The following is a 23,461-nucleotide window of genomic DNA, read 5'->3' on the forward strand; positions in this document are numbered from 1 at the left end:
ACACGCGGTGTTGACACGTCTCGAAACGCCTCCCTATGGTCTGCGCCACAGCACGCCTGAATCGTTTCACAAACGGAGGTGGTCGTCGTGGACCACGCCTCGGCGCCACCCGCGCCGCCGGCGGCCGGTCGGGCACAGGACGGCACCGTGGTCCTGGCCCTCGAGGACGTGGGCAAGAGCTTCGGCGCGGTCGCGGCGCTGCGCGGCGCGCAGCTGGAGCTGCGCGCGGGGGAGGCCCACGCGCTCGTCGGCGAGAACGGTGCCGGCAAGTCGACGCTGGTCAAGATCCTCGCCGGCGTGCACGGCCCGGACACCGGCCGCGTGCTGCTCGACGGGCGGCCGGTGACCCTCGCCGACCCCGCCGCCGCGCGGGCCGCCGGCATCGCGGTCATCTACCAGGAGCCCACGCTGTTCCCCGACCTGTCGGTCGCGGAGAACATCTTCATGGGCCGCCAGCCGCTGCTGTCGGGCCGGCGCATCGACCGCCGCGAGCTCGGCCGCCGCTGCCGGGCGCTGTTCGACCGCCTCGGCGTCGCGCTCGACCCCGACCGCCCGGCGCGCGGCCTGTCCATCGCCGACCAGCAGATGGTCGAGATCGCCAAGGCGCTGTCGTTCGACGCGCGGGTGCTCGTCATGGACGAGCCCACCGCCGCGCTGTCCGGCGTCGAGGTCGAGCGGCTGTTCGCCGTCGCCCGGTCGCTGCGCGACTCCGGCGCCGCGGTGCTGTTCATCTCCCACCGGTTCGACGAGGTGTTCGACCTCTGCGACCGGATCACCGTCATGCGCGACGGGCAGTGGGTCTCCACCGACCCCACCCGCGACCTCACCGTCGACCAGGTGGTCCGCCGGATGGTCGGCCGCGAGGTCTCCTCGCTGTTCCCGAAGGTCGACGTCGAGCCCGGCGACGTCGTGCTCGAGGTGCGCGGCCTGACCACCCGCGGCGTGTTCTCCGACGTCTCCTTCGACGTGCGGGCGGGCGAGATCGTCGCGCTGGCCGGCCTGGTCGGCGCCGGCCGCAGCGAGATCGTGCGCGCGGTCTTCGGCGTCGACACCTACGACGCCGGCTCGGTCCGGGTCTCCGGCAAGGCGCTGAGGAAGGGCGACCCGGCCGCGGCCATGGCCGCCGGCATCGCGCTCGTCCCCGAGGACCGCCGCCAGCAGGGCCTGGTCATGGAGCTGTCGGTGGAGAGGAACGCCACCCTCACCCGGCGCTGGAAGCTGGCGAGGGCGGGCCTGCTCAGCTCCCGCGCCGAGCGCGCCCAGGCCGCCGAGTGGTCCGAGCGCCTGCAGGTCAAGGCCGGGAAGCTGTCCGACCCGGTGTCCACGCTGTCGGGCGGCAACCAGCAGAAGGTCGTCCTCGCCAAGTGGCTGTCGACCGAGCCGCGCGTGCTGATCGTCGACGAGCCCACCCGCGGCATCGACGTCGGCACCAAGTCCGAGGTGCACCGGCTGCTGTCGGAGCTGGCCGCCGAGGGGCTGGCCGTCGTCATGGTGTCCAGCGAACTGCCGGAGGTGCTCGGCATGGCCGACCGCGTCCTCGTCGTCTCCGAGGGCCGCCTCGTCGACGACATCCCCCGCGCCCGCGCCGACGAGGACAGCGTCATGCTGGCCGCGACCGGCCAGGGCTCCTCGACCGCGGGGGCCGCCCGGTGAGCGCGCCCCTGACGAAGACCCCCGCGGCGCTGCCGGAGGAGCTGGCCGCGCCCGAGCGCACCGGCCGCCGCGGGTCGGCGCTGGTCCACCGGCTGTTCGTGGTGCGCGAGCTCGGCATCCTCGCCGCGCTCGTGCTGCTCGTCGTCGTGACGGTGATCGCCAACCCGCGGTTCCTGTCGGGGCAGAACGTCCGCGACCTGCTGCTGTCCGCGGCGATCCTCACCGTCCTGGCCGCCGGCCAGACGATGGTGGTCATCACGCGCAACGTCGACCTGTCGGTCGGCTCGGTGCTCGGCCTGTCGGCCTACGCCACCGGCACGCTGCTGGTGGTCGCCCCCGGCACGCCGGTGGTGGTCGCGATCCTGGCCGGCACGGCCGTCGGCGCGGTCTGCGGCCTGCTCAACGGCCTGATCGTCGCGGCCGCCGGGGTGCCCTCCCTGGTGGTCACGCTCGGCACGCTCTACGCCTTCCGCGGGCTGGACTCGCTGTGGGCCTCCAGCGCCGACCGGCTGCAGATCAACGCCGCCGACCTGCCCGCCGGCTTCAAGTCCCTGGGCGGCGCCCGGCTGCTGGGCGTCCCGGTGCTGTTCCTCATCGCCGTCGCCGTCGTCCTGCTCGTCGGCTACTACCTGCGGACCTTCCGCAGCGGCCGCGAGCTGTACGGCATCGGCTCGGCGCCCGAGGCCGCGCGGCTGTCGGGCATCCCGGTCGGCCGGCGGGTGCTCACCGCCTTCGTCGTCAACGGGGCCCTCGCCGGGCTCGCCGGCGTCCTCTACGCCGCGCGGTTCCAGACGCTGGACACCACCGCCGGCACCGGCCAGGAGCTGTTCGTCGTCGCCGCCGCGGTCGTCGGCGGGGTCGCCATCTTCGGCGGCAGCGGCTCGGTCTACGGCGCCGCGCTCGGCGCGCTGCTGCTCACCACGATCGGCACCGCGCTCCCGCAGCTGGGCCTGGACCCGTTCTGGCGGGACGCCGCCGTCGGCGCGCTGATCCTCGCCGCCATCGCACTGGACCGGGCGCTGCAGCTGCGCCTGGCCGCCCGCCTCCGGGGGAGGAACGCCCGCCGTGACCGTTGAGACCGCCCCCGCCCCGGCCGCGCCGGCCGCCGCGCCGGCCCGCCGCGGGCCGACCCTGCCCAGCGGCAGCGTCATCACCACGTTCCTCGTGCTGTTCCTCGTGATCGCCGCGTTCTCGGTCGAGGGCTTCGCCAGCACCCGCAACGCCGGCTTCCTGCTGCTCGACGTCGTCGTCATCGCGCTCATCGCGCTGCCGCTGACGCTGGTCGTGGTCACCGGCGAGATCGACCTGTCGGTGGCCAGCACCGTCGGCCTGTCCAGCGCGGTCATGGGCCAGCTGTGGGTGGCCGGGCTGCCGCTGGAGGCGATCATCCCGCTGGTCCTCGTGCTGGGCGCGGTGCTCGGCGCGGTCAACGGGTTCCTCGTGACCAGGCTGGGGCTGCCCTCGCTGGCGGTCACCATCGGCACGCTGGCGCTCTACCGCGGGCTCGCGTTCGTCGTCCTGGGCGACCAGGCCGTGGCCGACTTCCCGCGCGCCTGGACGACGTGGGCGATCAGCTCGATCGGCTCGACCGGCATCCCCACCGTCGTGCTCCCGCTGCTGGTGCTGGTCGCGGTCACCGCGGTCGTCCTGCACGCCACCCCGGTCGGCCGCTCGCTGTACGCCATGGGCAACAGCGAGGACGCCGCCCGCTTCAGCGGCATCGACGTCGCCCGCACCAAGCTGTGGCTGTTCGTCGCCACCGGCGTGGTCAGCGCGCTCGGCGGCGTCTACTGGACCCTCCGCTACGGCAGCGCCCGCGCCGACAACGCCACGGGCCTGGAGCTGCAGGTCATCGCGGCGATCCTGCTCGGCGGCGTCTCCATCTTCGGCGGCAGCGGCGGCCTGCTCGGCGTCATGGCCGGCGCCCTGCTGCTCGCCTCGGTCCGCAACGCGCTGCAGCTGGTCAACGTGCCCTCGGACGTCCTGAACATCGTCACCGGCGTCCTGCTGATCACCGCCGTCGTCGCGCCGCAGGTCGCCGCCCGGGTCAAGGGCCGGCGACGCCGGGCCCCCGCCTGACCCGCCGCCGCTCCCCACCCACAGCCGCACCACCGCACCACCAGACCCCACCCACCCGAAGAGAGGGACCCCGATGTCGCTGTTCCTGACCAGCCGCCGCCTGCGCGGTGGCCTGACCGGCGTGGCGGTGGCCGCCGTCGTGCTCACCACCGCCGCCTGCGGCGGGACCACCCGCGGCGAGGACGAGGGGAGCAGCGGCGGCAACGACGCCGCCGGCGCCTCCGCGAACCCCGACGCCGAGATCCCCGCGGACCTCGCGATCGCCTTCCTCCCCAAGCAGCTGAACAACCCCTACTTCGACGTCGCCGCCACCGGCGCCGAGCGCGCCGTCGGCGAGGTCGAGGGCGAGTTCAGCCAGGTCGGCCCGTCGGAGGCCAGCGCCTCCTCCCAGGTCAGCTACATCAACACGCTGACCCAGCAGGGCGCCGACGTCATCCTCACCTCGGCCAACGACCCGAACGCCATCTGCAGCGCCCTGGACCAGGCCCGCAGCGGCGGCGCCAGCGTCGTCACGTTCGACTCGGACACGAACCCCGAGTGCCGCGACCTGTTCATCAACCAGGCCACGGCCGAGGGCATCGCGCAGACGCAGATCGACCTCATGGCCGAGCAGATCGGCGGCGCCGGCCAGGTGGCGATCCTGTCGGCGACGGCGAACGCCACGAACCAGAACACCTGGATCGAGCTCATGACCGAGTACGCCGCCCAGGAGTACCCGGACATGGAGATCGTGACGACGGTCTACGGCGACGACGAGGACGAGAAGTCCTTCCAGGAGACCCAGGGTCTGCTGCAGACCTACCCGGACCTCAAGGGCATCATCTCGCCGACCACCGTGGGCATCTCCGCGGCGGCGCGCTACCTGTCCGGCTCGGAGTACAAGGGCCGGGTCGCGCTGACGGGCCTGGGCACCCCGAACCAGATGCGCGAGTTCGTGCAGGACGGCACGGTGACCGCCTTCGCCCTGTGGAACCCCGAGGACCTGGGCTACCTGGCCGCCTACGCCGGCGCCGCGCTGGCCGCCGGCCAGATCACCGGCGAGGAGGGCGAGACCTTCGAGGCCGGTGACCTCGGCGAGTACGAGGTCGGCGCCGACGGCGTCGTCGTGCTCGGCGAGCCCACCGTGTTCAACGCCGACAACATCGACGACTTCGACTTCTGAGTCGTCGCGCCCGGTCCCGCCGCCGGCTCCCCGGCGGCGGGACCGGGACCCCCCGCAAGGAGACCCCCGTGCCCCGCGCCTGCTTCACCCTCCAGGTCCGCCCGGACCGGCTCGCCGAGTACCGCGAGCGGCACGCCGCCGTCTGGCCGGAGATGCTGCGCGCCCTGCGCGACGCCGGCTGGCGCGACTACCGGCTCTACCTGCGCGAGGACGGCCTGCTCGTCGGGATCGTGGAGACCGACGACGGTGTCGGCGGCTTGGCCGCCGCGCAGGCCGCCGTGGACGCCACCGAGGTGAGCGCCCGGTGGGAGGCCTCGATGGCTCCCTTCTTCGTGACCGGCGACGGCTCCGGCAAGGCCGAGCTGCCGCTCGTCTTCGACCTCGACGCCCAGCTGACGGCGCTCGGGGAGACCACCACCGCACCGACGGGAGACCCCTCGTGACCGACCTCGGCACCCCTGACCGCAGGGCCGCCGCGCTCGCCGCGCTGGCCGAGCAGACCATCGAGCTGCCCTCGTGGGCGTTCGGCAACTCCGGCACCCGCTTCAAGGTCTTCGGCCAGCCGGGCGTCGCCCGCGACCCGTTCGAGAAGATCGAGGACGCAGCGGTGGTGCACCGCCACACCGGCGCCGCGCCGCGGGTGTCGCTGCACATCCCGTGGGACCTCGTCGACGACTTCTCCAAGCTCGCCGCGCACGCCGCCGACCTCGGCGTCTCGATCGGCGCGATCAACTCCAACCTGTTCCAGGACGACGACTACCGGCTCGGGTCGCTGACCCACCCGGACAAGGCGGTCCGGGACAAGGCGATCGCCCACCACGCGCAGTGCGTCGACGTCATGCGCGCCACCGGGTCGACCGACCTCAAGCTGTGGCTGCCCGACGGCACGAACTACGCCGGCCAGGACGACCTGCGCGGCCGCCAGGACCGGCTGGCCGACTCCCTGCAGCAGGTCTACGCGCTGCTCGACCCGGGCCACCGGCTGCTGCTCGAGTACAAGTTCTACGAGCCCTACTTCTACGCGATGGACATCCCCGACTGGGGCACCTCGCTGCTGCACTGCCTGGCCCTGGGCGACCGGGCCACCGTCGTGCTCGACACCGGCCACCACGCGCCGGGCACCAACATCGAGTTCATCGTCATGCAGCTGCTGCGGGTCGGCCGGCTCGGCGCGTTCGACTTCAACTCCCGGTACTACGGCGACGACGACCTGATCGTCGGCTCGGCCGACCCGTTCCAGCTGTTCCGGATCATGAACGAGATCGTGGCCGCGGACGCGCTGCGCCCGGAGTCGCAGGTCAACTTCATGCTCGACCAGTGCCACAACATCGAGCCGAAGATCCCCGGCCAGATCCGCTCGGTGATGAACGTGCAGGAGGCCACGGCCAAGGCGCTGCTGGTCGACCGCGAGGCGCTGGCCGCCGCGCAGTCCTCCGGTGACGTGCTGGCCGCGCACGGCGCGCTGACCGACGCCTTCTCCACCGACGTCCGCCCGCTGCTGGCGGAGCTGCGCGAGTCGAAGGGCCTCGACGCCGACCCGTACGCCGCCTACGCCCGCTCCGGCCACCAGGAGCGCATCGCCCGCGAGCGCATCGGCGGCACCCAGGCCTCCTGGGGCGCCTGAGCTCTTCGCCTTTCGCGCGCGAAAGGCACTCCCTCCCATCGCCTTTCGCGCGCGAAAGGCGGTCCCCGGACTCCCGGAAGGAAGCACCCCTCGTGACCAACCCCGTCGTCCGTGAGCTGCTCGAGCGCAGCAACCGGCTGGGCTCCGACCCGCGCAACACCAACTACGCCGGCGGCAACACCTCCGCCAAGGGCACCGAGACCGACCCGGTGACCGGTCAGCCGGTCGAGCTGCTGTGGGTCAAGGGCTCCGGCGGCGACCTCGGCACCCTGCAGGAGTCCGGCCTGGCCGTGCTGCGGCTGGACCGGCTGCGCTCGCTGGTCGACGTCTACCCCGGCGTCGACCGCGAGGACGAGATGGTCGCCGCGTTCGACTTCTGCCTGCACGGCCGCGGCGGCGCCGCCCCCTCGATCGACACCGCGATGCACGGGCTCGTCGACGCCGCGCACGTGGACCACCTGCACCCCGACTCCGGCATCGCCCTGGCGACGGCGGCCGACGGCGAGGCGCTGACCCGCGAGTGCTTCGGCGACCGCGTCGTCTGGGTGCCGTGGCGCCGTCCCGGCTTCCAGCTCGGCCTGGACATCGCCGCGATCAAGGAGAAGAACCCGCAGGCGATCGGCTGCGTCCTCGGCGGCCACGGCATCACCGCGTGGGGCGCCACCGCCGCGGAGGCCGAGGCCAACTCCCTCGACGTCATCCGGACCGCCGAGCGCTTCCTCGCCGAGCGCGGGGAGGCCGAGCCGTTCGGCGCCGTCGTCCCCGGCTTCGAGGCGCTGCCCGAGGACGAGCGCCGGGCGAGGGCGGCCGCGCTGGCGCCGGTCATCCGCGGGCTCGCGAGCACCGACCGGCCCCAGGTCGGCCACTTCACCGACTCCGACGTCGTCCTGGACTTCCTGTCGCGGGAGAAGCTGCAGCCCCTCGCCGCGCTGGGCACCTCCTGCCCGGACCACTTCCTGCGCACCAAGGTGCGGCCGATGGTCGTCGACCTGCCGGCCACCGCGACCACCGACGAGGTGGTGCGGCGGCTGAAGAAGCTCCACGAGGAGTACCGCACCGAGTACGCGGCCTACTACGAGCGGCACGCGACGCCCGACTCGCCGGCGATGCGCGGCGCCGACCCGGCGATCGTGCTGGTGCCCGGCGTGGGCATGTTCAGCTTCGGCGCCAACAAGCAGACCGCGCGGGTGGCCGGCGAGTTCTACGTCAACGCCATCAACGTCATGCGCGGCGCCGAGGCGGTCTCCACCTACGCGCCGATCGACGAGAGCGAGAAGTTCCGCATCGAGTACTGGGCGCTGGAGGAGGCCAAGCTCCAGCGGATGCCGAAGCCCAAGCCGCTGGCCACCCGGGTCGCGCTGGTCACCGGCGCGGCGAGCGGCATCGGCAAGGCCATCGCCGAGCGGCTCGCCGCCGAGGGCGCCTGCGTCGTCGTCGCCGACCTGGACCTGCAGAAGGCCACCGACGCCGCGGCCGGGATCGGCGGCCCCGACGTCGCGATCGGCGTGGCCGCCGACGTGTCCGACGCCGAGGCCGTGGCCGCCGCGTTCCGCGAGGCGGTGCTCGCCTTCGGCGGCGTGGACCTCGTGGTCAACAACGCCGGCCTGTCGATCTCCAAGCCGCTGCTGGAGACCACCGAGCGGGACTGGGACCTGCAGCACGACGTCATGGCCAAGGGCAGCTTCCTCGTCTCCCGCGAGGCGGCCCGGATCATGATCGAGCAGGGGATGGGCGGCGACGTCGTCTACATCTCCTCGAAGAACTCCGTGTTCGCCGGCCCGAGCAACATCGCCTACTCCTCGACCAAGGCCGACCAGGCCCACCAGGTCCGGCTGCTGGCCGCCGAGCTCGGCGAGCACCAGATCCGGGTCAACGGCATCAACCCCGACGGCGTCGTCCGCGGATCGGGCATCTTCGCCGGCGGCTGGGGCGCCAAGCGCGCCGCGGTCTACGGGGTGCCGGAGGAGGAGCTCGGGCAGTTCTACGCCCAGCGCACGCTGCTCAAGCGCGAGGTGCTGCCCGAGCACGTCGCCGACGCCGTCTTCGCCCTCACCGGCGGGGAGCTCACCCGGACCACCGGCCTGCACGTCCCGGTCGACTCCGGGGTCGCCGCGGCCTTCCTCCGGTGACCCGCGAGCTGTCCCTCGCGGCCGTCGACCTGGGCGCCTCCAGCGGCCGGGTCATGGCCGCGAGGGTCGGCCCGGGGCGGCTGGACCTCACCGAGCTGCACCGGTTCCCCAACCGGCCGGTGCGCACGGCGGGCACGCTGCACTGGGACGTCCTGGGCCTCTACGCCGGCGTGCTCGACGGGCTGCGCGCGGCCGGCCGCGAGGCCGACGGGCTCGACGGCATCGGCATCGACAGCTGGGCGGTCGACGTCGGCCTGCTCGACGCCGACGGCGCGCTGCTGGGCAACCCGGTGCACTACCGCGACGCCCGGCACGAGACCGCGGTGCCGGCGGCGCACGCCGTCGTCCCGCCCGACGAGCTGTACCGGGTCAACGGGCTGCAGCACCTGCCGTTCAACACGGTGTTCCAGCTCGCCGCGATGCGCGGGACGGCGCGGTTCGCCGCCGCCCGGCAGGCGCTGCTCGTCCCGGACCTGCTCGCGTACTGGCTGACCGGCGCGCGGGTCGCGGAGGTCACCAACGCCTCCACGACCGGACTGCTCGACGCGACGACGCGGCAGTGGGCGACCGGCCTGCTCGACCGGCTCGAGCTGCCGCGCGACCTGCTCGCGGACCTCGTGCAGCCCGGCGACGAGATCGGCCGGCTCACCGCGGAGGTCCGCGCCGAGACCGGGCTGGGCGAGGTGCCGGTGGTCGCGGTCGGGTCGCACGACACCGCGTCGGCGGTGGCCGGGGTCCCGGCGCGCGGCGACCGGTTCGCCTACGTCTCCTGCGGCACGTGGTCGCTGGTCGGGGTGGAGCTGGAGAAGCCGGTGCTCACCGAGGCCGGCCGGACGGCGGGCTTCACCAACGAGCTCGGCGTCGACGGCACCGTGCGGTACCTGCACAACGTCATGGGGCTGTGGCTGCTGCAGGAGTCGCTGCGCACCTGGGCGGCGGCCGGGTTGCCGGCCGACCTGCCCGAGCTGCTCGCCGCGGCCGCGCGGGTGCCGGCCTTCACGGCGGTGGTCGACGTCGACGACCCGCGGTTCCTGCCGCCCGGCGACGTGCCCGCGCGCATCGCGCAGGTGTGCACCGAGACGGGGCAGACGCCGCCGCAGAGCCAGGCCGAGACGGTGCGCTGCGTCGTCGACAGCCTGGCCCTGGCCTACCGGCGCACGGTCCGGGCGGCGGTCGAGCTGTCCGGCCGCGACGTCGACGTCGTCCACCTGGTCGGCGGGGGAGCGCGCAACGCGCTGCTGTGCCAGCTCACCGCCGACGCCTGCCAGCGGCCGGTGCTCGCCGGCCCGGTGGAGGCCGCGGCGCTGGGCAACGCGCTGGTGCAGGCCCGGGCGCTCGGGGCCCTCGAGGGCGGGCTGGGGGAGATGCGCCGGCTGCTGCGCACCACGCAGGCGCTGGTGGAGTACCGGCCCTCGGGGTCCGACGCCGGCTGGGCGGCCGCCGAGGCGCGCGTCGCCCGCTGACCGCGGCGGCGGCCCTTGCCCGCGTCCCGGCCGGGCGCGGACCATCGGCCGCACGTGCACGACGGGCGTCGAGGAGGGGCCGTGACCCAGCCGGCTGAGCGTTCCGACGGCGACTACGGCTACGACATGGCCCACGGGGCCGCTGCCGGGGCGGCGCGCGCGCCGGTGCCCCCGGTGGGCGCGGAGCCGGCCGACCGGACCGGGCACGACCCCGGCGGCGACTACGGCTACGACGAGGTGCACCGCTCCTGACGTCCGGCCGGCGGTCGTGCCCTGCCCCGACGGCGGGGCGGAGCACGACCGCCGGGGGGTCACCTGACCGGGTGGCTCCGGACGCCGACGTGTCCCGCGAGTGAGTCAGGTCACCGAGCGGGTAGGGAGCGCCAATGCGCCTGCCCGACCCCGCGGACCTGTTCGACCTCCCCCGGACCCTCGTCGAGTCGGTCCGCACGCTCGGCGCCGCCCTGCCGCGCGCGGAGAACCTGCTGCCGATGGCCGACGACGTGCTCCGGAGCACCCGCACGCTGCTCGACGGGGTCGCCCCCGCGGTGGCGCGGGCGGCCGCGGTCGCGCCCGAGGTGGTCGACACGGCCACCGGCGTCGTGCAGCGGCTCGCGGGCGTCCTGACCCCCGAGCGGACGGCCGCGGTGGCCGCGCTGACAGACCGGCTGGTCGCCGTCCTCACCCCCGACCGGATCGCGGGCATGTCCCGGGTGGCGGACTCGGTCCGGGCGCGGGCGGACGTCGTGCCGCGGGCCCTCGACGCGCTCGACGGGCTGCTCTCCTCCGGGCGGCTGCAGCGCCTGGGCGCCGGGATCGACCGCCTGGCCTCCCCGGACCGGGTCGACCGGCTCGACGCGCTGCTCGAGCTCGTCACCGGCGACCGCGTCGCGAAGGCGCTGGACCTGGCCGGCGACGAGCGCATCGGCCGGCTGCTGGACCTCGCGGCCGACGAGCGCATCGGCCGGCTGCTGGACCTCCCCGCCGACGAGCGCTTCGGCCGGCTGCTCGCCCGGCTCGACCTGCTCCTCGCCGACGACCGCCTGCCGCACGTGGTCGACCGTGCCGGCGAGGTCCTCGACGACGGCCGGGTGGAGCGGGTGGCCGCCGGCCTGGACCGGGTGCTGGCCGAGGAGAACCTCGACCAGGCCGGCGAGCTGCTCGGCAACGGGCGCGGCGCCGCCGCGGTCCGGGCGCTGCTGCGCGTCGGCCGGGCGCTCACCGGCCAGGGGCCGCAGGCGGTCGCCACGCTGCTCGAGCGCCTGCCCGACCTCCTCACCGAGGAGCGCGTGGAGTCCCTCGGGGCGCTCGCCGACCGCGCGCCGGAGGACATCGACACCGCGCTCGACGTCCTCGAGGACCTCTACGCCGTCATGGCCGGCGCGGACGGGTACGACGACGAGGCGGGCGACGACGGGCAGCAGGACGACGACGGGCAGCAGGACGACGGGCCGGCTCAGGACGCCCAGCAGGCCGACCAGCAGGACGAGGAGGACGAGGAGGGCGAGGAGGAGGACGAGGAGGACGAGGAGGACGAGGACGAGGAGGAAGCGGCCGGCTGAGGCCGCTCAGCCGCCGGCGCGCTCCCGCCACTGCCGCACCCAGGCGCGGCCGTAGTCGTTGCCGTGCGGGGTGCGCAGCACCGTGTGCACGTGGAAGGGCTGCGGGGTGTCGTAGTCGAGGAAGACACCGCAGTGGTGGTCGAGCTCGGCGACGACGACCGGCGACTGCACCCGGTAGTAGAAGACGTCGCCGGGCTCGTGCCCGCCGATCCAGGAGAACCAGGTCTCGTCCAGGTGCGCCTCGACCTCGCGCAGCCGCGCGGCCCGGGGGCCGGCGGGCAGCAGCGCGACGAAGGTGGCCACGACGTCGAGCACCCGCTGCCGGGCGTCCTGGGGCAGGTCGGCGACCCGGACCCCCTCGACCGGGATGACCCGGTTGTCCTGGAACGCGCCGGCCAGGTGCCGCTCGTCGCCGGGGTGCACCCGGCCGGGCGGCATCGCCGGGTCGACCATCCGCTCGTAGACCGTCGCGGCGGTCCGCTGCTCCGGCGTCAGCGCCGCCATGACGGCCAGCCCGGCGGCGATCCGGTCGGCGAACAGGCCGGAGATCCCGGCGTGCGGGCCGTCGTCGATCTCGTCGGGCTCGGCGCCCACGAACACCGGCGAGACCACCATCCGGCCCTCGACCACCAGCACGTCGACCGCGCAGTGGTGGCCGTAGAGCTGCCAGCCCCACGGCGCGCGCAGGTCCGGGGTGCCGTAGAGGGCGAGGTTGTAGCTCCACTCGCCGAGCAGCGCGGGCAGGTCGACGACGTCGCCGAGGAAGCCGTTGACCAGCATCGCGGCGTGCACGAGGTCGGCGCCCTCGGGCGACAGGGACGCGCGGACCAGCTCCAGCGCCGCCTCGCGCACCTGGGGCGGCTGGAACTCCAGCCGCAGGCCGGTGTCGAACTGCAGGAACTCCGGGTTGGCCCAGGTCTGCCACTCCGGGGCGTCGACGGCGTGCGACACCCGCTCCCGGTCCTCCGGTGACAGCAGCGACAGCAGCGCCTCCGCGGCCTCGACCATCGCCGCGACCGGCGCCTCCTCGCCGGGTCGCGCGGGCTCCCAGCGGTGCACCTCCGGACGCAGCGTGCCGTCCTCGGTGACCCCGCGGAACGGCGCCAGGTACAGCGGCGTCCAGCCCTCGACCAGCCCGCCGGTGAACGTGCCCGGCTTCCGCGCGAACTCCCCGTAGGCGTACGCGTCGAGCCCACGCACCTCGGCCAGCCGCGGGTGGTCGTGCGGGAACAGGTACTGCCGGAACTCACCGGCCACGGCCGGCCACCTCCCGGGCCTCGTTCCCGACGATGCGGTTGGTCAGGACGCCCAGCCGCTCGACCTCGACCTCGACGACGTCGCCGGGCCGCATCAGCCACGGGGGCGTGCGGGCGTAGCCGACGCCGGACGGCGTGCCGGTGGCCAGCAGGTCCCCGGGGTGCAGCGTGAAGGTGCGGCTGATCAGCGCGAGGGTGTCGCCGACGGTGTAGACCATCTCGTCGGTGCGCCCGTCCTGGACGGTCTCGCCGTTGACCCGGGTCCGCACGCGCAGCCCGTCGCGCAGGTCGCCGACCTCGGCGGCGGGGACGATCGGCCCGAGCGGTCCGGACCGGTCGCCGTTCTTGCCGAGGATCCACTGCGAGGTGAGCTTCTGCGCCCGCCGCGAGGTGACGTCGTTGAACGTCGAGTAGCCGACGACGGCGGCCAGCGCCTCGTCCGGCGTGGCGTCGACCAGCGTCGACCCGACGTAGGCGACGACCTCGCCCTCCCAGTCGAGGCCGTCCTCGTCGGCGGGCACCGGGATCTCCGCCCCGCCGACGGTCAGCGACCGGGTCCAGCGGGCGAACAGCGTCGGGTGCGGCGGCACGCCCTCGCCGGCGAAGGAGCCCTCGGCGACGTGCTTGAGGTAGTTGAGCCCGATGCAGACCACGCGGGCGCCGGGCAGCACCGGCGGCACCACCTCGACGCCGGCGACCGGGACGGGGTCCCCGGCCGGCTCCGCGGCCAGGAACCGGGCCGCGTCGGCCCAGAACCCCGCCAGCGGCGCCAGCACGGTCACCGTCGCGCCGTCGTCGGACAGCGCCGCCGCCTCGACCGGTCCGCCGTCCCGGCGGATGCCCACGACGCGCATCAGGCGAGCCCGTTCCGGCGAGCGACGTCGCCGAGCCAGGCGAGGCTCGGCTTGGGCGTGCGGGCGAAGGTCTGCCGGTCGACGGCGACCAGGCCGAAGGTCGGGCGGTAGCCGAGCATCCACTCGAAGTTGTCCAGCAGCGACCAGTGCACGTAGCCGCGCACGTCCGCGCCGCCGTCGACCGCCGCGGCCAGGGACGCGAGCGCGTCGCGGGTGAAGGCGATGCGGTCGGTGTCGTCGGCCGTGGCGATGCCGTTCTCGGTGACCAGCAGCGGCGTGCCGGGCAGCACCTCGGCGGCCCGCGCGACGGCGGCACCGAGCGCCTCCGGCCGGCGCTCCATGCCGTGGGCGAGCGTCTGCAGCTCCGGGGCGGGGGCGACCAGGCCGTCGGCGTCGAAGCGGGCGCAGGTGTACACCTGCAGGCCGACGAAGTCGTCGCCGCGGGCGGCCTCGAGGAACTGGTCCTCGAAGGCGGCGCGCTCGGCGCGCATCCGCTCCTCGCCGCCGGGCTCGGCGAGGTGCTCGCGGCCGACCAGCGTCATGCCGGCGCGGGCGACGTTCCCGCGGAGCACGTCCATCGAGCGGGCGTGCAGGCCGAGCAGCGCCTCGGCGACCTCCTGGTCGGGGCGGGGCAACCCCCTGATCGGCTCGCCGCGCATCGCCATCGCGCCCATCACCGGCTGGGCGGCCACCAGGTTGGGCTCGTTGACGGTGCACACGTACTCGGCGTCGGCCAGCACCGGCAGCACGGCCTCGGTGTAGCGGGCGATCCGGTCGCCGGCCTTCGGGCCGGTCCAGCCGCCGTCGTGGGACAGCCAGCGGGGCTGGGTGAAGTGCACGAGCGTGACCACCGGCGCCAGCCCGCGGTCGCGGCAGCCGTCGACGATCCGCCGGTAGTGGTCGAGCGCGGCGCGCGAGACCTCGCCCTCCTCGGGCTCGATCCGGCTCCACTCCAGGCTGAACCGGTAGGCGGAGAGCCCGGCACCCGCGACGAGGTCGAGGTCCTCGGGCCAGCGGTGGAAGGAGTCGCACGCGTCGCCGCTGGGCTCGGCGAACGGCGAGTGCTCGGCGTGCTCCATCTCCCAGTGGTCGTTGTTCACGTTGCCGCCCTCGACCTGGTGGGCGGCGGTGGCGGCACCCCAGAGGAAGCCCTCCGGGAACTGGGCGGCGGTCATGGGGCGGGTCTCCTCGGATCGGGGGTCAGCGGAGGGCGGAGGCGGGGACGGCGGCCCCGAGGACGCGGGCGAGCAGCGTGTCGGCGTCGAGCACCGCGTCCCCGCGCCAGGCCACGTGCTGGTCGGGGCGGACGAGGACGAGGTCGGCGCCGAGCAGGTCGCGCAGCCCCGGCACGCCGGACAGGTCGGCGTCGGTCAGCGGCACCCCGCGGGCGGCCGCGGCGCTCGCCAGCGACCCGGCGTCGGCGGCCGGGTCCAGCCGCAGCACGGTGAAGCCGTCGCCGAGGCGGTCGAACAGCGAGTCGCCGTCGCCCAGCCAGGCGTGCGGCAGCCGGGCGCCGGGGTGCGCCGAGGGGGTGAAGGTGGCCAAGGCCGGCGCGGGGACCGGCCGGCCGTCGGGGACCACGACGGGGGAGTCCGGGTAGTCGTAGCCGAGCACCAGCCCGAGGCTGTGGAACTCCGGGTCCTTCACCTGCAGCGCCTCGGCCAGCGCCGCCCGCAGCTCGACGCCGGTGGGGCCGTCGTCGTCGAGGTCGCGGCCGGTGAACGCGGGGGCGAGGAACGCCTCCTGGCTGCCGGCGGCGTCGATGGTGCGCCGCGCGACCGGGCGCCGCTCGGGTTCGTAGCTGTCGAGCAGCGCGGCCGGCGCCCAGCCCTGCAGGACGGCGGCGAGCTTCCACCCGACGTTCACGGCGTCGCCGACGCAGGTGTTGAACCCGTGCCCGCCCCACGGCGGGTTCAGGTGCGCGGCGTCGCCGACGAGGAACACGCGCTCGCCGCGGTAGCGGTCGGCCAGCAGCATCCGGGCCTGCCACGGGTCGGTGGCCAGCACCTCGACGTCGATGTCGTCCCCGACCATCGCCCGCACCAGGGCCTCCGGGTCGGCGTCCTCGGCCACCGTGTCGACGCCCTGCACGATCGCCCACCACGTGCCGTCGAGGTCGAGCCGGCCCATGAGCCCGCCGCGCTCGGTGCCGATCACCCAGTGGTGCACGCCGAGCGCGCACAGCGGCCGCTCCTCCAGCGCGCGGGAGCGGAAGGTGACGCTGAGGTTGGGCATCGCGCCGGAGGAGCCCTCGTACCGGGCGCCGATCGCGCGCCGCGAGATGCCGGCGCTGCCGTCGCAGCCGAGCAGGTACCCGGCGACGACGTCGGTGCCCGTGCCGTCCGGGCCCTCGACGGTCGCGCGGACCCCGTCCGGCCCGTCGGTGATCGCGGTGACCCGCGAGCCGACCAGCAGGGTGACCGTGGGCAGGGCCGCGGCGGCCTCGCGCAGCAGCCGCTCGACCTGCGACTGGGGCGCCTGCTGGCCGGCCTCGGCGGCGACCTGGCGGGGCTCGGTCCACAGCCCGAACGCCTCGGGGAAGCGGGTGATCTCGTGCCCGAACAGCCCGGTGCAGAAGACGACGTCCTGGGCGTAGGACACCGGGAGCGGCGCGGCGGCGCGCAGCCGGTCGGCCAGGCCCCAGCGGCGCAGGTGCTCCATCGTGCGGACGCTGGTGGTCTTGGCGCGCGGGCGCAGCGGGTCCAGCTCGGTGCGCGGCTCGACGACGAGCACCTCGACGCCACGGCGGCCCAGCTCGATCGCGGCGGCCAGCCCGCTGGGGCCGCCGCCGGCGACGAGGACCGGGACCCGGGACGGGACGTGCGCTTCGGTCACGGGGACTCCTGTCGGACTGCGGTGCCGCCCTCGGTCGCCTTTCGCGCGCGGAAGGCGGGGGAGGGGCGGGGAGATCTGGGGGCCGGGGGGCTCAGGGGCCGCGCCCGGACACGTCGAGGATGAGTGGCCGGGGTCACTCTGCCGAGGGGCGATTCCATTGACCGGCAAGCGGTCCCGGACGGTTCCGGATCACGTCCCGAGCAGCCGGGCGCGCAGGAACGCGGTCGTCCGGTCGAGCGCGTCCGCGGCCGCGTCCGGGGCGCCCAGCCACATGTGGTCCGCGCCGTCGTAGGTGTGCAGCTCGACCTCGGCCCCGGCTCTCCGCAGCGCCTCCGCCAGCCGCTCGCTCTGCACGCACGGCACGAACCGGTCGCCGGTGCCGTGCAGCAGCAGGAACGGCGGCGCGTCCGCCCGGACGTGGGTGACCGGGCTCGCCTGGGCCGCGGCGTCGGGCACGCTCGCCGGCGGGGCGCCGAGCAGCTGCGCCTCCCGGGTGCCGGCGTCGGCCGGGTCGGCGCCGGCGTCCCCGGCGAAGCCGGCGAGGTCAGCCGGCGCGTACCAGGCGGCGACCGCGACGACGGCGCTCGACGGGCCGGTCACGCCGACGTCGCCCTCCAGGTCCGCGTCGGTGACCAGGCCGAGCAGCCCGGCGAGGTGGCCGCCCGCGGACTCGCCCCACGCGGCCACCCGGTCCGGGTCGACGCCGAGCTCGTCCGCCCGCGCGCGCAGCCAGCGGACGGCGGCCTTCGCGTCGGACAGCTGCGCCGGCCAGACCGCCTCGCCGGAGAGCCGGTAGTCGGCGCTGGCCACCGCGATCCCGGCGGCCGCGACCCGCTCGAACAGCGTGCGGCCGGGGAACGCGGGACCGCCGGAGTGTCGGCTGCCCAGCCGCCACCCGCCGCCGTGCAGGAACAGCGCGGCCGGGTGCGGCCCGTCGCCGGGCGGGAGGTACAGGTCGAGCTCCAGCGGCCGGACGCCGGGGAGCGCCGCGTAGGCGACTCCGGACAGGACGCGGGTGCCGTCCGGGCCCGGCGCGGACGCGGGCAGGGGAGCGGCGTGCGCCGGCGGGGGCAGCGGCAGGGCGGGCGTGGGCACGGGGCCTCCTCGGAACGGACGCCGGGCGCGGCCCCTGGTCGGGGACCGCGCCCGGGGAGCGAGGTGCGGGACTCAGGCCTGCTCGGGCCACTCGTAGTCGCGCATGAACTGCATGTCGTGCTGCTGCGCCGCCGCCTGCATGCGCGGGAAGTCCGGGATGAACGGCGGCTGGTCCTTGGTCGGGTGGTCGGTCGGCTGGCCCATGTGCTGGAAGAACCGCTCGAAGCCGCCGGAGAGGGTGCCCATCATCCGGGCGTCCTCGACGATCTGGTACGCGTGCGCGAACCCGGCCGGCACGAAGCCGAAGTCGCCGGGGGTCAGCAGCTGCGACTGCTTGCCGCCCTCGGCGTCCTCGAAGAACAACCGCACCTTCCCGTCGAGCACGAAGAACGTCTCGTGGGTGGCGTTGTGCGAGTGCGTGGGGATGACGTCGCCGGCGGGGGAGTCGCTGACGACGATCCCGAACTGGTTCTCGGTCTCGTCGCCGGACAGCAGCACGCTGAACAGGTCGCCGAACAGCATCGCGTGCTCGCCCTCGCCGCGCTTGAGCACGTAGGGGACCGGCTTGCCGGGCAGCACCCCCTGCCACTGCGGGCCCTTCTCCGGGTCGATCAGGTACTCGAAGCTCATCTGCACTCCCGGGTCGGGTCGACACTGACCGTCCGAGCATCCGTGACCCGGGTCACCCGACCAACGCCCGTGCCATTGACCGGCACGGTCACGCGGACACCGGGACGGCGACGGGCTGCCCGGCGACGACCTCGGCCATCAGCGCGAGCGCCCGGTCCACCGGCTCGACGTCGGCCGCGGGCGTGTTGAGGAAGCCGTGCAGCATCCCGGGGACGAGCACCTGCCGGACGTCGACGCCGGCCAGCGCGAGCGCCGCGGTGAACGCCTCGGCGGAGGCGCGCAGGTCGTCGTACTCGGAGTTCAGCAGCAGCACGGGGCAGAGCCCGCCGAGGACGGCGTTCGCCGGCATCGCGTACCCGTCCGCGCGGCTCTCCGGCCCGCCCAGGTAGTTGCGGGTGATCGACGCACGGTCCTCCGGCAGGAAGCGCAGCAGCCGGGGGACCTCGGTCATGAGCGCCGCGAGCGCGGCCGACGGCGGGGGGACGACGGCGTGCAGGGTCGTGTAGGCGAGGACCAGCGCCGCGGGGACCCAGCCGTCGTCGTCGCGCAGCCGCAGCACGGCCCCGGTGGCCAGGTTGCCGCCGGCGCTGGCGCCACCGACGGAGATGCGCGCGGGGTCGACGCCCAGGACCGCGGCGGAGTCGCGCACCCACCGGACGGCGGCGACGGCGTCGTCGTGCGGCACGGGGTAGGTCACCCCGCCGGCGCAGAGCCGGTAGTCGACGCTCACCACGACGGCACCGGCCCGCTCGCAGACCTGCCGCGCGGTCCAGTCGGCCTCGGGCATGTCCAGGTCACCCATCCGGAACGCGCCGCCGTGCAGCCAGACGAGGCAGGGGCGGTCGGTGCCGCCGCCGTCGGGCTCGTAGACCCGGACCGGGACGTCGCCGTGCGGACCGGGCGCGGACGCCGGCCGGGCGGCGACGGCGGGCGGCGGGGGAGCGCCCTCGATCGACAGGAACGCGTCGAGGCGGGCGCGCTGCTCCGGGTCGGCGAGACCCTGCTCGAAGGACTCGATGCCCTCCAGCAGGTGCAGGTTCGCGGCGATGGCGGGGTGGATCGGCACGGGTCCTCCGGTGCTCGGCGGTGGTCCGCGTCACCCTCCTCAGCGAGGGGCCGGTCCGGCCATCCCCGTGCCATTGACCGGCAGGTCGAGGCGTCTGGGGGTCCCTGTCAACGGCTACCGGAGACCTGTGGACGAGCCGCTGGCCTGCGGATTCGCGTCGCGGACGGGTGCCTGATCGGCTAGGCTTCGTACATGTGTTCGGGTGAGCCGGGGAACGGTGACGTCCTCGACGACGTCGCCGCGCTGGTCGCCGAGCGCAACCGGATCGACGCCCGCCTGGCCCGCGCGGTGCGCGCCGCGGAGCTGTCCCAGGCGCCGGAGCGGGACGGCCTGACGTCGATGGCCTCGTGGCTGCGCGGGCACTGCCGGCTCTCCGATGCCGCCGCTGCCCGGCTGGTGCGCACCGGGCGGGCGCTGGAGCACCTGCCCGCGCTGGCCGAGGCACACGACGCCGGACTGGCGACCTCGGAGCAGATGGCGAAGGCTGCTGAGGCGGTGACCCCGGAGCGGCTGGCCTCCGCCGTCGAGCAGGGCGTGGACCTGGCGGTGATCGACGCGGCGTTCACCGGCGTGGCGATCGAGCAGCCGCACGCCGACCTCGTCGCGGTGGTGCAGCACTACCTCGACGACCTCGACCCGGACGGCCCGGAACCCGACCCCACCGAGGGGCGGTCGCTGACGCTGGCCCGGCACGCCGACGGGTCGCTGTTCTTCCGCGGGCACCTCGATCCCGTGGGCGGGGAGAGGCTGCAGGCCGCGCTGGAGGCGCACGTGCAGGCCGACCGGCCCGCCGGGGACGGGCGCAGCCGCGCCCAGCGGCTCGGGGACGCCCTCGTCCAGGTCGCGGACAACGTCCTGGCCGCCGGCTCGCTGCCGACGCTGCGCGGGCACAAGCCGCAGATCGCCGTCGTCATCGACGTGGAGGACCTGGTCGATCCGGCCGGCGGGCCGAACGCCGGGCGGATGGGCTTCGGCGCCGCCATCTCCGCCGCGAGAGCCCGCTGGCTGGCCTGCGACGGCGCGGTGTCCCGGGTGGTGTTCGGCCCCGACGGCGCACCGCTGGACCTGGGCCGCGAGCAGCGGCTGATGAGCCGCCACATCCGCAAGGCGGCCGAGCTGCGCGACGGCGGCTGTGTGTTCGCCGGCTGCGGTGCACCGACCTGGTGGTGCGACGTCCACCACCTGGTCCACTGGATCGACGGCGGCGACACCTCCCTGGAGAACGCAGCCCTGCTGTGCGAGCGCCACCACACCAAGGTCCACCACGGCTTCCGCGTGGAACGACAACCCACCGGGACCTGGCGCACCTGGCGGCCCGACGGCACCGAGATCACCACCCCCGCGCCGCTGCTCACCCCCGCCGCCTGAGCGCTCCTGCACGCTCACGCCCGCGGGGGCGGCCTCAGCGGCCGGGGCCGAGCGGGCGCCGGGCGCCGAGGCCGCGGGAGATCGCGCGGGCGGCGGTGCGCACCGCGGGACCGAGGACGCGGGCGTCGGCGCCCTCCTGCGGCACGACGACGGAGACCGCGGCGGCCAGCCGGTCGGCGGCGTCGAAGACCGGCGCGGCCACCGAGACGATCGGCCGGGGGACGCGGCGGCGGAAGTGGGCGAGGCCCTCCCGGCGGACCTCGGCCAGCGTCCGTCGCAGCGCCGCCTCCGACACCGGCGTGCGCTCGGGCTCGTGCACCAGCGGCCGGGCCAGGTACTCCTCCTGCACGTCGGGGTCGGCGTAGGCCAGCAGCACCAGGCCGACGCCGGTGGAGTGCAGCGGCAGCCGCCCGCCCACCTGGTACAGCACCGGGATCGCCGCGTGCGCCGAGAGCCGCTCGAGCAGCACGGCGTCCCCGCCCTCCCGGACGGCGAGCAGCACGTGCTGGCGGGTGACCTCCTCCAGGTCGCCGAGGAAGGGCATCGCCACCTGCCGCAGGCCGCGGGCGCGGGGCGCCAGGGAGGCCACCTCCCACAGCCGCAGCCCGACGGTGAACCGGCCCTCGGCGTCGCGCTCCAGCGCGCCCCAGGCGACCAGCCGGCCGGCCAGCCGGAGCGTGGAGCTGGTCGGGATGCCGCTGCGGCGGGCCAGCTCGCCCAGCGTCAGCGACGGACGCGTGGCGTCGAAGGCGGCGAGCAGGGCGAGCGCGCGGTCGACCACCGGGTCGCCCTGCGGCGGCCGCTTGCCACGGACGCGCGGCGCCGGGCCCGGTCCGTCGGTCACGTCGGCCACGGGGTCCTCGTTCACCGGGAGGACGTCCGTCCGTCACCGGTGAGGTGCGCACCACACTCGTTTTCCATTGACCGGCATTGTGCCTGACGCCACAGCGCAGTCGTCCTCATCGTCTTGGAGCAGTCGGGCGGAGCAGCCCGCACGGCCGCCGGTCGGCCGTCCAGACCCCTCGCGTCCGTCGAGGATGAGGAGCCAGGACACGATGAATCGATCCACCCTGCTGACCAGCCGGCGCACCCGGCCGACGACCGTGCGGATCGGTGCCGCGGTGCTGGCCACCGCGACCGCCGCGACGCTGGCCGCCTGCGGCGGCAACGGCGGTGGCGGTGGCGGCGGCAGCCAGAGCGCCACGGGCACCCTGACCTTCGCCTACGACGCCGATGCCGCGCCCACCGGCTACGACCCGCTGCGGTACTCGCAGGGGCAGTTCACCTTCTTCAGCGCGCTGTACGACGCGCTGTTCGTCACCACCTCCGACGGCACGGTCGAGCCGAGCCTGGTCACCGAGTTCTCCAACAACCCGGAGAACACCCAGACCACGCTCACCCTGCGCGAGGGGGTGACCTTCACCGACGGGTCGACCCTGGACGCCGAGCTGGTCAAGGCCAACCTCGACCGGCGCAGCGACCCGGACCTCGAGGCCTACGGCGCGCTGGCCCCCGGGCAGGCGTCCGAGATCACCGACGTGACGGTGCAGGACCCGCGGACCGTGGTCATCACCTGGGCACAGCCCCAGGCGACGCCGGAGAACAACCTCGTCGACACCGCGGGCATCATCGTCGGCCGCGACGGCGTCGCCGACCCGAGCACCCTCGAGACGGCACCGAACGGCTCGGGGGCCTACACCCTCGACACCGGCGAGACGACGCGCGCGAGCACCTACACCCTCGACAAGAACGACGAGGCCTGGGGCGCCGACGAGTGGGCCTACGACTCCATCGTCTTCAACGTCATCACCGACCCGCAGGCGCTGGCCAACGCGGTCGTCTCGGGCCAGGCCGACGTCGCGACCGTCCTCGACCCGACGACGATCGACATGGTCGAGGAGCGGCAGAGCGTCGTCAGCGTCGGTGGCACGATCGTCGGCTTCCCGGTCATCGACAAGACCGGCGCGAGCAACCCGGCCTTCGCCAGCGAGCAGGCCCGGCTGGCGATGACCTACGCCACCGACCGCGAGGCGCTCGTCAGCGACCTGCACGACGGCTCCCGGCCGACCTCCCAGCTCTTCCCCGAGGAGGCCCCCGGCTTCGACCCGGCGCTGGACGAGGAGTTCGGCTACGACCCGGACCGCGCCCGGGAGCTGCTCGCCGAGGCCGGGTTCCCGGACGGCTTCGACGTCGACCTGACCGTCCTCGGCCAGCCCGACGAGGACGCCGTCGCCATCCAGAGCCAGTGGGCCGAGGTCGGCATCCGGCTCAACTTCGTCACCGCCACCTCGACCGACCAGGTCTTCGCGGCGGTGCGGACCGACCCGGTGATCTTCGGCCCCTTCACCGTGGGCGCCCAGCCCGCGGGCTTCGTCGCCGGTGCCCTCTACGGCGGCTTCATGAACATGCAGGACGCCACCGAGCCGGAGATCGAGGGCCCGCTCGGCGCCGCCCTCGGTGCGACCGGCGACGCCCAGGAGCAGGCCCTGACCGACCTGAACCGGGCCATCACCGAGAACGGCTGGTTCGTCCCGGTGTACGAGGACTTCGTCTACGCCGGCTACAACGCCGAGTCGGTCGCCGAGCCGTCCTTCGCCGGGACCAACGCCTACCTCGTGCTCTCCGACATCGAGCCGGCGAGCTGACCGCTCCCTGATCGGCCGGTGGCCGCCGGCACGCCCGGCG

20 protein-coding genes are annotated in these 23,461 nt (G+C 75.0%); 12 read left to right on the forward strand and 8 right to left on the reverse strand.

The features are described 5' to 3' along the window. Positions 1 to 147: 147 nt before the first annotated feature. From ACI79Z_RS05755 to ACI79Z_RS05800, 10 genes are all read left to right on the forward strand, one after another. Positions 148 to 1,653, forward strand: a complete 1,506-nt coding sequence (locus ACI79Z_RS05755; RefSeq protein ID WP_387985076.1) for a sugar ABC transporter ATP-binding protein — start codon at positions 148 to 150, stop codon at positions 1,651 to 1,653. Continuing rightward, positions 1,650 to 2,729 (forward strand): ABC transporter permease, encoded by a 1,080-nt coding sequence (locus tag ACI79Z_RS05760; protein ID WP_387985073.1) that lies wholly within the window; start codon positions 1,650 to 1,652, stop codon positions 2,727 to 2,729. Before ACI79Z_RS05755 ends, ACI79Z_RS05760 begins: the two co-directional genes overlap by 4 nt. Continuing rightward, complete coding sequence (locus tag ACI79Z_RS05765) at positions 2,719 to 3,732, forward strand: ABC transporter permease (protein ID WP_387985070.1); 1,014 nt, start codon at positions 2,719 to 2,721, stop codon at positions 3,730 to 3,732. The genes ACI79Z_RS05760 and ACI79Z_RS05765 overlap by 11 nt, the downstream gene beginning before the upstream one ends. Before the next feature lie 73 nt (positions 3,733 to 3,805). Then, positions 3,806 to 4,894 carry a rhamnose ABC transporter substrate-binding protein gene (gene rhaS / locus ACI79Z_RS05770; protein ID WP_387985067.1) on the forward strand — a complete coding sequence of 363 codons (1,089 nt, stop codon included), beginning with the start codon at positions 3,806 to 3,808 and terminating at the stop codon, positions 4,892 to 4,894. 68 nt (positions 4,895 to 4,962) lie between these two features. Further along, entirely contained in the window at positions 4,963 to 5,337 is a 375-nt protein-coding gene (locus tag ACI79Z_RS05775) for an L-rhamnose mutarotase (RefSeq protein WP_387985065.1), read from the forward strand. After that, positions 5,334 to 6,518, forward strand: coding sequence for an L-rhamnose isomerase (gene rhaI / locus ACI79Z_RS05780; protein WP_456902010.1), 1,185 nt, complete (start codon positions 5,334 to 5,336; stop codon positions 6,516 to 6,518). The genes ACI79Z_RS05775 and rhaI overlap by 4 nt, the downstream gene beginning before the upstream one ends. Positions 6,519 to 6,610: 92 nt before the next feature. Continuing rightward, positions 6,611 to 8,647 (forward strand): bifunctional aldolase/short-chain dehydrogenase, encoded by a 2,037-nt coding sequence (locus ACI79Z_RS05785; RefSeq protein ID WP_456902011.1) that lies wholly within the window; start codon positions 6,611 to 6,613, stop codon positions 8,645 to 8,647. Continuing rightward, positions 8,644 to 10,110 (forward strand): rhamnulokinase, encoded by a 1,467-nt coding sequence (locus ACI79Z_RS05790; RefSeq protein WP_456902012.1) that lies wholly within the window; start codon positions 8,644 to 8,646, stop codon positions 10,108 to 10,110. Before ACI79Z_RS05785 ends, ACI79Z_RS05790 begins: the two co-directional genes overlap by 4 nt. Before the next feature lie 81 nt (positions 10,111 to 10,191). Next, positions 10,192 to 10,362 carry a hypothetical protein gene (locus ACI79Z_RS05795; RefSeq protein WP_387985054.1) on the forward strand — a complete coding sequence of 57 codons (171 nt, stop codon included), beginning with the start codon at positions 10,192 to 10,194 and terminating at the stop codon, positions 10,360 to 10,362. Positions 10,363 to 10,496: 134 nt separating this feature from the next. Beyond that, positions 10,497 to 11,672, forward strand: a complete 1,176-nt coding sequence (locus ACI79Z_RS05800; RefSeq protein ID WP_456902013.1) for a hypothetical protein — start codon at positions 10,497 to 10,499, stop codon at positions 11,670 to 11,672. 6 nt (positions 11,673 to 11,678) lie between these two features. Here ACI79Z_RS05800 and ACI79Z_RS05805 read toward each other — a convergent pair whose 3' ends face one another. From ACI79Z_RS05805 to ACI79Z_RS05835, 7 genes are all read right to left on the reverse strand, one after another. Further along, positions 11,679 to 12,929 carry a DUF3500 domain-containing protein gene (locus ACI79Z_RS05805; protein ID WP_387985048.1) on the reverse strand — a complete coding sequence of 417 codons (1,251 nt, stop codon included), beginning with the start codon at positions 12,927 to 12,929 and terminating at the stop codon, positions 11,679 to 11,681. Further along, on the reverse strand, positions 12,919 to 13,782 hold the full coding sequence (locus ACI79Z_RS05810) for a fumarylacetoacetate hydrolase family protein (protein ID WP_387985045.1): 864 nt from the start codon (positions 13,780 to 13,782) through the stop codon (positions 12,919 to 12,921). The genes ACI79Z_RS05805 and ACI79Z_RS05810 overlap by 11 nt, the downstream gene beginning before the upstream one ends. Then, positions 13,782 to 14,957 (reverse strand): glycoside hydrolase family 1 protein, encoded by a 1,176-nt coding sequence (locus tag ACI79Z_RS05815; RefSeq protein ID WP_387985042.1) that lies wholly within the window; start codon positions 14,955 to 14,957, stop codon positions 13,782 to 13,784. Before ACI79Z_RS05815 ends, ACI79Z_RS05810 begins: the two co-directional genes overlap by 1 nt. Positions 14,958 to 14,982: 25 nt before the next feature. Then, positions 14,983 to 16,617 carry an FAD-dependent monooxygenase gene (locus ACI79Z_RS05820; RefSeq protein WP_456902014.1) on the reverse strand — a complete coding sequence of 545 codons (1,635 nt, stop codon included), beginning with the start codon at positions 16,615 to 16,617 and terminating at the stop codon, positions 14,983 to 14,985. 189 nt (positions 16,618 to 16,806) lie between these two features. After that, the gene (locus tag ACI79Z_RS05825; RefSeq protein WP_456902015.1) at positions 16,807 to 17,712 is read right to left on the reverse strand and encodes an alpha/beta hydrolase fold domain-containing protein; all 906 of its coding nucleotides are present in this window, start codon (positions 17,710 to 17,712) and stop codon (positions 16,807 to 16,809) included. 72 nt (positions 17,713 to 17,784) lie between these two features. Beyond that, complete coding sequence (locus ACI79Z_RS05830; protein WP_387985033.1) at positions 17,785 to 18,342, reverse strand: quercetin 2,3-dioxygenase; 558 nt, start codon at positions 18,340 to 18,342, stop codon at positions 17,785 to 17,787. Positions 18,343 to 18,430: 88 nt separating this feature from the next. Continuing rightward, a complete protein-coding gene (locus ACI79Z_RS05835; RefSeq protein WP_456902016.1) occupies positions 18,431 to 19,408 on the reverse strand; it encodes an alpha/beta hydrolase in 978 nt (325 codons plus the stop codon). A gap of 192 nt (positions 19,409 to 19,600) precedes the next feature. On the opposite strand from ACI79Z_RS05835, the gene ACI79Z_RS05840 reads away from it, so the two are divergent. Beyond that, positions 19,601 to 20,776, forward strand: coding sequence for a DUF222 domain-containing protein (locus ACI79Z_RS05840; protein WP_456902017.1), 1,176 nt, complete (start codon positions 19,601 to 19,603; stop codon positions 20,774 to 20,776). A 34-nt stretch (positions 20,777 to 20,810) separates the two neighbouring features. Here the strand turns inward: ACI79Z_RS05840 and ACI79Z_RS05845 are convergent, their stop codons facing one another. Further along, positions 20,811 to 21,629 carry an IclR family transcriptional regulator gene (locus ACI79Z_RS05845; protein ID WP_387985026.1) on the reverse strand — a complete coding sequence of 273 codons (819 nt, stop codon included), beginning with the start codon at positions 21,627 to 21,629 and terminating at the stop codon, positions 20,811 to 20,813. A gap of 202 nt (positions 21,630 to 21,831) precedes the next feature. Here ACI79Z_RS05845 and ACI79Z_RS05850 point away from each other — a divergent pair, with 202 nt between their 5' ends. Then, positions 21,832 to 23,421 (forward strand): ABC transporter substrate-binding protein, encoded by a 1,590-nt coding sequence (locus tag ACI79Z_RS05850; RefSeq protein ID WP_387985024.1) that lies wholly within the window; start codon positions 21,832 to 21,834, stop codon positions 23,419 to 23,421. Positions 23,422 to 23,461 lie beyond the last annotated feature (40 nt).

This window comes from Geodermatophilus sp. SYSU D00663, assembly GCF_054050655.1.